Source organism: Brevundimonas sp. (assembly GCF_036399195.1).
Classification (GTDB): domain Bacteria; phylum Pseudomonadota; class Alphaproteobacteria; order Caulobacterales; family Caulobacteraceae; genus Brevundimonas.
In genome coordinates this window covers 1-10,180 of the sequence record NZ_DASWNO010000004.1, presented here as the reverse complement: position 1 = coordinate 10,180, position 10,180 = coordinate 1, and the positions used below count along the sequence as shown (strand labels likewise).

At 68.8% G+C, this 10,180-nt stretch carries 11 protein-coding genes and 1 tRNA gene; 8 read left to right on the top strand and 4 right to left on the bottom strand.

Annotated features, from left to right (window positions below; all coding sequences use genetic code 11):
* Window positions 1-201 (bottom strand): peptidogalycan biosysnthesis protein (locus VGB60_RS00470; RefSeq protein WP_331036328.1); only part of this gene is annotated, 201 nt, incomplete at its 3' end.
* Window positions 202-422: 221 nt separating this feature from the next.
* On the bottom strand, window positions 423-881 hold the full coding sequence (locus tag VGB60_RS00465; RefSeq protein WP_331036327.1) for a RidA family protein: 459 nt from the start codon (window positions 879-881) through the stop codon (window positions 423-425).
* A gap of 385 nt (window positions 882-1,266) precedes the next feature.
* Here VGB60_RS00465 and rplM point away from each other — a divergent pair, with 385 nt between their 5' ends.
* The 4 genes from rplM to msrB all read left to right on the top strand — a co-directional run bounded on the left by rplM (window position 1,267) and on the right by msrB (window position 3,934).
* The gene (rplM, locus tag VGB60_RS00460) at window positions 1,267-1,743 is read left to right on the top strand and encodes a 50S ribosomal protein L13 (protein ID WP_331036326.1); all 477 of its coding nucleotides are present in this window, start codon (window positions 1,267-1,269) and stop codon (window positions 1,741-1,743) included.
* A 2-nt stretch (window positions 1,744-1,745) separates the two neighbouring features.
* Window positions 1,746-2,243, top strand: a complete 498-nt coding sequence (gene rpsI / locus VGB60_RS00455) for a 30S ribosomal protein S9 (protein ID WP_414644445.1) — start codon at window positions 1,746-1,748, stop codon at window positions 2,241-2,243.
* A gap of 68 nt (window positions 2,244-2,311) precedes the next feature.
* The gene (argC, locus tag VGB60_RS00450; RefSeq protein WP_331036325.1) at window positions 2,312-3,241 is read left to right on the top strand and encodes an N-acetyl-gamma-glutamyl-phosphate reductase; all 930 of its coding nucleotides are present in this window, start codon (window positions 2,312-2,314) and stop codon (window positions 3,239-3,241) included.
* Between the two features lie 195 nt (window positions 3,242-3,436).
* The gene (gene msrB, locus VGB60_RS00445) at window positions 3,437-3,934 is read left to right on the top strand and encodes a peptide-methionine (R)-S-oxide reductase MsrB (protein WP_331036324.1); all 498 of its coding nucleotides are present in this window, start codon (window positions 3,437-3,439) and stop codon (window positions 3,932-3,934) included.
* On the opposite strand, the gene VGB60_RS00440 is transcribed toward msrB, so the two are convergent.
* Window positions 3,922-4,302: a hypothetical protein gene (locus tag VGB60_RS00440; protein ID WP_331036323.1), complete on the bottom strand. Its 381-nt coding sequence runs from the start codon at window positions 4,300-4,302 to the stop codon at window positions 3,922-3,924. The two genes, msrB and VGB60_RS00440, sit on opposite strands and share 13 nt — an antisense overlap.
* The gene (phaC, locus tag VGB60_RS00435; protein WP_414644444.1) at window positions 4,299-6,329 is read right to left on the bottom strand and encodes a class I poly(R)-hydroxyalkanoic acid synthase; all 2,031 of its coding nucleotides are present in this window, start codon (window positions 6,327-6,329) and stop codon (window positions 4,299-4,301) included. Before phaC ends, VGB60_RS00440 begins: the two co-directional genes overlap by 4 nt.
* 74 nt (window positions 6,330-6,403) lie before the next feature.
* Here phaC and VGB60_RS00430 point away from each other — a divergent pair, with 74 nt between their 5' ends.
* From VGB60_RS00430 to VGB60_RS00415, 4 genes are all read left to right on the top strand, one after another.
* Entirely contained in the window at window positions 6,404-6,862 is a 459-nt protein-coding gene (locus VGB60_RS00430; protein WP_331036321.1) for a hypothetical protein, read from the top strand.
* A gap of 63 nt (window positions 6,863-6,925) precedes the next feature.
* Window positions 6,926-7,882, top strand: coding sequence for a class II fructose-bisphosphatase (gene glpX, locus VGB60_RS00425; RefSeq protein ID WP_331036320.1), 957 nt, complete (start codon window positions 6,926-6,928; stop codon window positions 7,880-7,882).
* Window positions 7,882-9,684 (top strand): single-stranded-DNA-specific exonuclease RecJ, encoded by a 1,803-nt coding sequence (gene recJ, locus VGB60_RS00420; protein WP_331036319.1) that lies wholly within the window; start codon window positions 7,882-7,884, stop codon window positions 9,682-9,684. The genes glpX and recJ overlap by 1 nt, the downstream gene beginning before the upstream one ends.
* An 85-nt stretch (window positions 9,685-9,769) precedes the next feature.
* Window positions 9,770-9,844, top strand: a tRNA-Glu gene (locus VGB60_RS00415).
* Window positions 9,845-10,180: the final 336 nt, after the last annotated feature.

Here is a 10,180-nt window from a genome sequence, read left to right as displayed (position 1 = left end):
GCCGATTACCCGGCCGTCGCCGTCCCTCAGCGACAGATGCCGCCCGGCCCACCCCTGACGCGGCGCTGCGCTGCCGGACGCCTCGCAGGCGTCGAGGAAGTCGTACGAGACGAACGGATCGCCGGTCGGACCGGCGCAGGCGTCCCAGGCCTCACGCCCGACGTCGGCGACGGTGTCGTGAACGTGGATCTGGAAACTCAAATCCGACTCACTGGGGCAACGGCCCGGGCGCGACCCCGCGAAGCGGGTTCATCACAAAAGGACACGAAGGAATCCACAAAGAACACGAAGAGACCTGCGCCTCGATTCCTTTGTGCCCTTCGTGGCTTCTTCGTGCGCTTCGTGATGAACCTTCCGGCCGTTGAGGCCGACGCGAGGATAGCTACGGGGTCCGCTTCGCAGGGATGACAGACGGACGAGCGTCACCGCACCTCGACGATCGCGTCCACCTCGACCGCGAAGCCCAGCGGCAGCCTGTAGACGCCGACGGCCGAGCGGGCGTGGCGACCCTTGTCGCCGAACACCTCGACCATCAGGTCGGAGCAGCCGTTGATGACGGCGGGAATGGCCTCGAAGTCCCCGGCCGCCTGCACGAAGCCGCCCAGCTTGACCACGCGCACGACGCGCTCGAGGTCGCCGTCCAGCGCCGCCGACATCTGGGCCAGCAGGTTTACGCCGCACATGCGGGCGGCGTCCCTGGCCTGTTCCGGCGTCACGTCGGCGCCGACGGTGCCCTTGATCCCGCCCGACGCGTCGTTCGAGAGTTGGCCCGAGATGTGGACCAGATTGCCCGTCTGGACGAACGGCACATAGTTGGCCACCGCCTTGGCGGGTTCCGGCAGGCTGATGCCGAGTTCGGCGAGGCGGGCGGCGACGGTCATGCGATTGGCTCCTGAGGGTTCGGCGGGCGGTTTAGCGCGGAGGAGGGGCGTTGTCTTCACTCGCGCCTTCGGAACTGTCGTCGTTCCGGCGAAGGCCGGGACATGGCGGCGCGCGAGAGCGCGAACCTGTCAGGAGCGCGGCTGTATCCCACATCGCCTTCGCTGCGCTTCGGCGCCGCCATGTCCCGGCCTTCGCCGGGATGACGAAAAGAAATCTACGGTATTTTGATACCGCTCGGATATTATGGCGTATTTTCAATAGGGTAGCAGGGATGTGGAGCTCGCGTGCCCATTGACCCCGCACCCCCATTCCTCTATCAGCGCGCCTTCTGCTCGTCCCGTCACCGGGAGGGGCCCGTTTTCGTCCCTCCCAGGAACCCTCGTCATGCTGACGAGCACCACGGCTTCGTTGAAGCCGGCCGAGGTCACGAAGAAGTGGATCCATATCGACGCCGAAGGCGTCGTCGTGGGCCGCCTCGCGACCTTCATCGCCAACCGTCTGCGCGGCAAGCACCGCGGCGACTACACCCCGCACGTCGATTGCGGCGACTATGTCGTCGTCACCAACGTCGACAAGGTCGTGTTCACCGGCAAGAAGCTGACCGACAAGATCTACTACCGCCACACCGGCCACCCGGGCGGCGTCAAGTCGACCAGCCCCGAGAAGGTCCTGAACGGCCGCTTCCCCGAGCGCGTGCTCGAGAAGGCCGTCGAGCGCATGCTGCCCAAGGAGAGCCCGCTGGCTCGCCTGCAGATGACGCACCTGCGCCTGTTCTCCGGCCCCGCCCATACCCATGAAGCCCAACAGCCGGAAACGATCGACTTCAAGTCGGCGTCCGCCAAGAACACCCGGAGCGTCTGAGCATGACCGACGTGACAGCTGACACGACCGCCACCGGCTTCGACGCCCTGAAGGGCATGGGCACGCCCGGCGTCGGCGAGGAGCACCCCGTCTACGTCCAGAAGCTGGACGCCCAGGGCCGCGCCTATTCGACCGGCAAGCGCAAGAATGCGATCGCCCGCGTGTGGATCAAGCCGGGCACCGGCAAGATCACCATCAACGGCAAGGATCAGATGCAGTATTTCGCCCGCGAAATCCTGCGCATGATGATCGCACAGCCGCTTGAAGTGACCGACCGCCTGACCCAGTTCGACGTTGACTGCACCGTGCAGGGCTCGGGCCTGTCGGGCCAGGCCGGCGCCATCCGCCACGGCTTGTCGCACGCCCTGACCCACTACGAGCCGGCGCTGCGCCCGGTCCTGAAGCCGCACGGCTTCCTGACCCGCGACGCCCGCGTCGTCGAGCGCAAGAAGTACGGCCGCGCGAAGGCCCGCAAGTCCTTCCAGTTCTCGAAGCGCTAGTCCGTTTCACTACGGTATGGACAGGGGCGCTCCGGGAAACCGGAGCGCCCTTTCTCTTTGGAGGTCCTGTGACCCACACCATCTTCATCGACGGCGAGGCCGGGACCACGGGGCTGGAGATCCGCGAGCGGCTGGAGGCCCGCTCCGATCTGGAGCTGATCCTGCTGGGCGACCGGCGGCGCGACATGGCCGCTCGGCGCGAGGCGCTGAACGGCGCGGATGCGGTGATCCTGTGCTTGCCCGACGACGCGGCCCGGGAAGCCGTCGCGATGATCGACAATCCGGCGGTGCGGGTGATCGACGCCTCGACGGCGTACCGGGTCGATCCGGCCTGGATCTATGGCTTCCCGGAGATGGCGCCGGGGCAGCGTGAGAAGATCGCCGCCTCGAAGCGGGTCTCGAACCCGGGCTGCTATCCGACCGGCTTCATCGGCCTGATGCGGCCGCTGGTCTCGGCCAGGATCGTGCCGTCGGACTGGCCGGTGACCGTCAATGCGGTGTCGGGCTACTCCGGTGGCGGCAAGGCGATGATCGCGGAGTTTGAGGCGGGGGCGGAGGCGTTCCGCGCCTATGGGCTGTCGCTGAAGCACAAGCATGTGCCGGAGATGACGAAGCACGCCGGGCTGGACCGGCCGGTGCTGTTCGCGCCGGCGGTGGGGGCCTACCGGCAGGGGATGCTGGTCGAGGTTCCGCTGCACCTGTCGGCGCTTCCGGGGTCGCCGTCGGTGGAGGTGGTGCACGGCGCGTTGGCCGAGGCCTACGCGGGCGCGCGGTTCGTGGAGGTGGCCGAGTTGGAGACGACCCAGGCCATGGCGGGGATCGATCCCGAGGGGCTGAACGGGACCAACCGAATGCGGCTGCATGTGTTCGGCGACCGGGGCGGGGAACAGGTGCGGCTGGTCGCCCTGCTCGACAACCTCGGCAAGGGCGCGTCGGGCGCGGCGGTTCAGAACCTGAACCTGATGCTGGGGCTGGAGGAGGGGGCGGGGCTGTCCTGATTGTGCTGTCGTCATCCTGCGGCGAGCGTAGCGAGACCGGAGGACCAAGCGGCGCGCGAGAGCGCGAAACTGTCGCGGACACCCTGCCTGAACAGGTCGCCTTCGGCGCCGCCGGGTCCCGGCCTTCGCCGGGATGACGACAAGAGGGATGGCGGGGCTTGAAACCCGCGCCTCACACCCGACGTATCTCCCGCCATGACCCAATCGCTCTCCCGCCGCGCCCTGCTGACCACCGCCGGAGCGCTCGCCGTGACGGGCTGCTCCTCCGGCCCCGCGGACGCCTCCGAGCGGCAGTATGCAAGCTCGCCCTTCCGCCGGCTCACCGACGCCCAGTGGCGGGCCCGCCTGCCGGGGCTAAGCTACGACGTGCTGCGGCGTGAGGCGACCGAGCGGCCGGGGACCAGTCCGCTCGACAACGAGCACCGGAGAGGGACCTTTGTCTGCCGCGGCTGCGATCTGCCGCTTTTCCGCTCGCAGTGGAAGTTCGACAGCGGCACCGGCTGGCCCAGCTTCTACGAAGTCATCGCCGCCAACATCGGGACGAAGACCGACTTCGGCATCGGCGTTCCGCGTACGGAATACCACTGCGCCCGCTGCCTGGGGCATCAGGGGCACCTGTTCATGGACGGGCCGCGGCCGACCGGAAAACGCTATTGCAACAATGGTGTGGCGCTGAAATTTCAGCCGTCCTGACGTCGAGCCTTCATCGCGGACTCCGCCGTCAGGCCGAACCAAATCGACGCGATGATCACCAGCAGGCCGTAGTCCCGCCCGGGCCAGAAGACCGGAACCGCGGCGGACGCAATGATCATCATCGGAAACAGAGCGGCCCAAGCCGCCGTTCCAGGCGCGTCGGGATGAATCATCGGCGGCCGCGGCGCGACCTTCATCATCCTCTGCAGGATCGGGTTCAGCAGAATGAAGCCGCTGGCGCAGATCACCACCAGCACCAGGTTTCGAACCGGCTCGCCAGCGCCGTAGACGCTGACAGTCAGGGTGAGGAGGACCAGGGCGAAACCGGTGGTGACGGCCAGCAGCAGGTTCGGCTCGAGACGGTTCAAGACTTCACTTTCACATACGACCCAGGCGCCGGCTCTATCGGACGAAGGGGGCCTTTTTTGGGATCGCGGGCCGCGATCCAACCGCCCGAGCGCTCATGCAGCCAGTCGGCCCAGTGCTCCCACCAGCTGCCGCGGTGCTCCTCGGCTCCGGCCTGCCACTCGGCGAGGGACTGGGGGAGTTGGTCGTTGGTCCAGTGCTGGTACTTCTTCGCCGCGGGCGGGTTTACGACCCCCGCGATATGGCCTGACCCGGCCAGTGTCAGTGTCACGTCGGCGTTGGTGAAGGCGCGGGCGGAGCGATAGACGGACCGCATCGGCGCGATGTGGTCCTCGCGGCTGGCCTGGAAGTAGAGGGGGATGGTCACTTTCGACAGGTCGACGGTGATCCCTCCAATCGTGAACTGGCCCTGCGACAGGCGGTTCCCGCCGTACATCGAGCGCAGATAATCCATGTGCAGCTTCTTCGGCATCCGCGTCTGGTCGGCGTTCCAGAACAGCAGGTCGAAGGCCGGCGGGTCCTTGCCCATCAGATAGTTGCTGACGAAGAACGACCAGATCAGGTCGTTGGCGCGCAGGGAGTTGAACGTCTCGGCCATGGCCGCGCCGGGCAGGACGCCGCCGGCCGCGTCCATCTGCTGCTCGATCTCGTTCAGCCAGTGGTCGTCGGTGAACAGCAGTAGATCGCCGGCCTCGGCGAAGTCGTGCTGGGCGGCGAAGAAGGTGGCCGCGCCGACCGCATCCACCTTCTTGTCCGCCATATGCGCCAGCGCGGCGCCCAGCAGGGTGCCGCCGATGCAGTAGCCGACCGTGTTCACCTTCGTCGCCTTGGCCTGCTCCAGAGTGCGGGCGATGCAGCGGTAGATGCCCTTTTCCAGATAGTCGTCGAAGCCGAAGCCGGCCTTGTCCACGTCCGGGTTGACCCACGAGCAGACGAAGACGGTGAACCCCTGCGCCGACAGCCACCGGATCATCGAATTCTCGGGCTGCAGGTCGAGGATGTAGAATTTGTTGATCCACGGCGGGAAGATCAGCAGGGGAATGGCGCGCTGTTTGTCCGTCGCCGCGTCGTACTGGATCAGCTCGAACAGCTCGTCGCGCCAGACGACCTGACCGGGTGCCGTGGCGACGTTCCGGCCCACTTCGAAGCGGCCGTAGTCGGCCTGACTGATCTTCAGCTTGCCGCCGCCGCGCTCCATGTCGGCGGCGAAGTTCTGCATCCCCTTCACCAGCGACTCGCCGTTGCTTTCCGCCAGCGCCTTCAGCGCGGCGGGGTTGGAGGCCAGAAAGTTGGAGGGCGAGAAGGCGTCGGTGAGCAGCTTGGTGAAGAACTCGGCCCGCCGCTTGGTCAGTGGATCGACGTCCTCGACGCTGGAGACCAGCCCGTTCATCCAGTCGGCGGTGGCCAGGTAGGACTGGCGCATGACGTCGAAGGCCGGGTTCTCGGACCAGGCCGGATCCTTGAAGCGCTTGTCCGTCGAAGGCGCGGCGGGCGGCTCCTCTCCGGCCGCTCGGCGCGCCGTCGAGGTCCACAGCTCCATGTAGCGGTTGAACAGGTCGGCTTGGGCGGCGAACAGCTTGTCCGGCCGCGCGGCGAGGCTGGCCATCACCGAATTCATCGCGGGTCCGACGTTGAAAGGGTCGGACGAAATGGCGACGGGCCGTTCGGCCTGAGCCAGCGCCGCCTCGGCCATGGCCGCCTGCGCCGTCATGGCGGCCTTGGCCAGGTTCATCGAAAGGGTTTCCAGCATCTGGCGCTGATCCGCGCCGGGCAGGGCGAAAGGCTCGGGATTGGCTGGTGCGGGGGGCGGCTCAGGGGCGGCCTGCGGCGCCGGTTCGGGTCGCGAGAAAGCGCCGGTTGTGGCCCCCGGAGTCGCAGCCGCAGCCGCAGCCGCAGCCGCCGATGCCGCCGCCTGGGCCTTCGCCGCCCGGGGGCGAGGCGGCTTAACCGACGTCGGCCGGCCCGCCTTGCGCGGCGCGCGCGGCGCTGCGTGCGCGGGGGCAGGCGAGGGGGGCGGACGCTTGGCCATGGGGAGGGCTCCGGGTTCGTCAGGATCGGACGCAAGGGACGCGCGCGCCCTTCCGCCTGCGGCGATCATGGCATATGACCGCCCCTGATATGAACGCGCCGATCCAGAAATTCGCCGCAGCGGCGCTGCTGGCCTGCCTGGCGGGGACGCTGTCCGCCTGCGCGGGCCGGTTCGACCCTGAAACGGACGCCAGTTCGCCGGTCGCGCCGCGGGTGCAGGCGCTGGTGGACGCGAATCGCGAGTACCCCCGCTGGGCCGACTTCCCCAGGATTCTGGAGCCTTTGCCGCAGCCGGTGGCCATCGCCGCCCGCGTCGACGCGCTGAGGGCCGGCAGCGGCGATCTCGCCGCCGCCGCCGCGCGGCTGGACTGGCAGACGACCGAGGACCCCGACGCCTTGGCCGCCGAGGTGCAAGCCCGTGTCGCGTCCACGCCCGTTGCGCCGGTCTCGGCCCAGTCGCAGGCCGAGATTGAGGAATTCGTCCGCCGGACGCGCGAGCGGGGCCGCGCGCCCCCGCCGATTGACCGCCGCTAATTCAGAATTGAACCGTCGCCGGGACGACAGAATCCCGGGACTATCGTCTCAGGAGATTTGTCCATGGCCGCACCGGCTCCCTATGCCTCCACCCTGGCCGCCGACGCCGCGCGGGTCACGGAACTGGCCGCCATCGCCAGCTACGCCCAGATCGGCCGCGGCGACGAGAAGCAGGCGGACCAACTGGCGGTCGACGCCATGCGAACGGCCCTGAACGCGCTCGACATCGACGGCAAGATCGTCATCGGCGAGGGCGAGCGCGACGAGGCGCCGATGCTCTATATCGGCGAGAAGGTCGGGACCGGCGAAGGCCCCGCGATCGACATCGCCCTGGACCCGCTGGAAGGCACCACCCTCACGGCCAAGGCGATGGCTAACGCCCTGTGCGTGCTGTCGATGTCTCCCGGCGGCGGCATGCTGCACGCGCCCGACACCTATATGGACAAGATCGCCATCGGCCCGGGCTTCGCGCCCGGCACGGTCGATCTCGACATGAAGCCGCAGGACAACGTCCGTTCGCTGGCCTCGGCCAAGGGCGTGCGCCCCGAGGACATCACCGTCTGCGTCATGGACCGGCCGCGCCACGCCGCGCTTATCGCCGCCCTGCGCGAGGTCGGCGCCCGGGTCCTGCTGATCACTGACGGCGACGTGGCGGGCGTGATCCACACGGCCGAGCCGGAAACGGGCATCGACCTGTACCTCGGGTCAGGCGGGGCGCCTGAGGGCGTGCTGGCGGCCTCGGCGCTGAAGTGCGTCGGCGGCCATTTCCAGGGCCGGCTGATCTTCCGCAACGACGACGAACGCGCCCGCGCCGAGAAGACCGGCGTGACCGACTTCGACCGCAAATACGATCTGCACGAACTGGTGTCCAAGGACGCCATCTTCGCCGCCACCGGCGTGACGAAGGGCGCGATGCTGGATGGGGTGAAGGTCGCGGGCGGCTTCGTCTCGACCCACACGCTGGTGATGGATTCCTCGACCCGGACGGTTCAGCGCATCCGCACGACGCGGCCTCTCTGATGGCCGACGGGAGCGGCACGCCGGCGTTTCTGGGCGTATCCCGCTCCCTGTCGGGACGCGCATGGCGGCAGCGGCCGGCCGAGGCGGCCGTCGTGCGCGGCCATATGCAGGCGCTGGGCCTCGAGGAGCCGCTGGCGCGCGCCTTGGCCTCGCGGGGCGTGCGGGCCGACGACGGCGCGGACTTCCTGCAGCCGACGCTGAAGGCCCTGTTCCCCGATCCGTCCAGCTTCATGGACATGGACGCCGCCGCCGAGGCCATCCTTGACGCGCTGCAGGCGAAGGCCTCCATCCACGTCTTCGCCGATTACGACGTCGACGGGGCCTCGAGCGCGGCCCTGCTGGTGCGCTGGTTCCGGGCCATGGACGCCGAGTTGCCGATCTATGTGCCGGACCGGCTGACGGAAGGCTACGGCCCCAGCGCCCGGGCGTTCGACACGCTCAAGGCGGCCGGCGCCGAGTTGGTGATCACCGTCGACTGCGGCGCCGCCGCCAACGAGGCGGTCGCCCATGCGGCCTCGATCGGCCTCAAGGTCGTGGTCATCGACCACCACATGATGCGCGAGCATCCGCCGGTCTGCGCCGCGGTCGTCAATCCGAACCGGCCGGGCTGCAACTCGGGGCAGGGCAACCTCGCGGCGGCGGGGGTGGTGTTCGTGCTCCTGGCGGCGCTGAACCGCGAGGCGCGCCGGCGTGGAGTTTTCGAGGGGCGCGAGCAGCCGGACATCCGCCAGTGGCTGGATCTCGCGGCCATGGGCGCGATCTGCGACGTCACCGGCCTGACCGGCTTCAACCGGGCCCTGACCAGCCTCGGCTTGCGAGTCATGTCCGAGTGGAGCAACCCGGGCCTAAGGGCCCTGCTGGCGGCGGCGGGCGCGGAACCGGGCCCGGCCAAGTCGAACCACGCCGGCTTCATCCTCGGCCCGCGCATCAACGCCGGCGGGCGCATCGGCAAGTCCGACCTCGGCGCGCGCCTGCTCTCGACGGACGACCCGGAGGAGGCGCGCGACCTGGCGCAGGAGCTGGACGCCCTGAACGTGGCGCGGCGCGAGGTCGAGCGGCAGGTCACCGAGCAGGCGACCCGGATGGTCGAGGCTTCAGGCGCGCACGCCGACGGCTCGGCGGTCGTCGTGGTCGAGGGCGACGATTGGCATCCCGGCGTGGTCGGCATCGTGGCGGGACGGCTGCGCGAGCGCTGGCGCAAGCCGGTGGTCGTGATCGGCGTCGATGCGATCAACGGGGTCGGCAAGGGCTCGGGCCGGTCCCAGCCGGGGATGAACCTCGGCCGCGCGGTCCAGGCGGCCTGGGAGGCGGGGGTGCTGATGGCCGGAGGCGGCCACACCATGGCGGCCGGCCTGACCGTCCGCGTCGCCGACATCCAGCGGCTGCGGGATTTCCTCAACGATCGCATGGCCGGGGAACAGGCCGCGGCCGAGGCGCTGGATCTTGTGGAGGTCGACGCCCTGATCGATCCCTCCGCCGCCACGCGGGACCTGTTCGAGCAGTTCGAACAGCTTGCGCCCTACGGACCGGCCAATCCCGAGCCGCTGTTCGCGCTCGAACGGGTATCGGTGCGGGACGCCGTGGCGATGACCGGCGGCCACGTCCGGTGCCGTTTGGTGGGCGCCGACGGAGCGTCGGTGAAGGCGATCGCCTGGCGCTGCGCGGACCTGCCGGCCGGGCAGTCGCTGCTGGCGGGGCAAGGGGGCCTGTCCATGGTCGGCCGTCTGAAGGCCGACGACTGGAATGGCCGTCGCGGCGTCCAGTTCGAGATCGAGGACGTGGCCGATCCGAGGATGGCGTGACGGCTGGCGCGTCGCCGCGCAAATGGGCGGCCAAGGGCTTGCACGCCCCGGAATCGGCGGCTATATCGCCCGCTCTCCGCGCAGCGGTCCCTTCGTCTATCGGTTAGGACGTCAGGTTTTCAACCTGAAAAGAGGGGTTCGACTCCCCTAGGGACTGCCAGCGCGGAGCCTCCCCTACATCTCGGCTGATGGCCCGCCATGAGCGCCGTTCGGCGCAGGGCGGTGCGAGGTCCAGATCGCGACAATAGGGCGACGGCGCCGGCCGTCTGGCGCCTGGAGCGCGCGTAACTTGCCGCTAGGTAAGGTTATTCAGACCGAATTCGGACCCCGCACTCCGAAACCATTGTTTTTCGCATTTCCGAGCTTCACCGAACCGTGTTAAATAAGCGCCGTCTGCAAGGCTCGCGGACGGGGGGAAGGCTGTGTCTGATTACGAGGGCGTTGATACCGTCGCCGCTGTGCGTGTCACAGGGCGCGTGAAGTGGTTCGATCCTGG

Coding starts and splice junctions, on each gene's coding strand:
- VGB60_RS00465 (WP_331036327.1), bottom strand. CDS start 881: ATGACCGTCGCCGCCCGCCTCGCCGAACTCGGCATCAGCCTGCCGGAA.
- phaC (WP_414644444.1), bottom strand. CDS start 6,329: ATGGCCAAGCGTCCGCCCCCCTCGCCTGCCCCCGCGCACGCAGCGCCG.
- VGB60_RS00430 (WP_331036321.1), top strand. CDS start 6,404: ATGACCGCCCCTGATATGAACGCGCCGATCCAGAAATTCGCCGCAGCG.
- recJ (WP_331036319.1), top strand. CDS start 7,882: ATGGCCGACGGGAGCGGCACGCCGGCGTTTCTGGGCGTATCCCGCTCC.
- msrB (WP_331036324.1), top strand. CDS start 3,437: ATGACCCAATCGCTCTCCCGCCGCGCCCTGCTGACCACCGCCGGAGCG.
- rpsI (WP_414644445.1), top strand. CDS start 1,746: ATGACCGACGTGACAGCTGACACGACCGCCACCGGCTTCGACGCCCTG.
- rplM (WP_331036326.1), top strand. CDS start 1,267: ATGCTGACGAGCACCACGGCTTCGTTGAAGCCGGCCGAGGTCACGAAG.
- glpX (WP_331036320.1), top strand. CDS start 6,926: ATGGCCGCACCGGCTCCCTATGCCTCCACCCTGGCCGCCGACGCCGCG.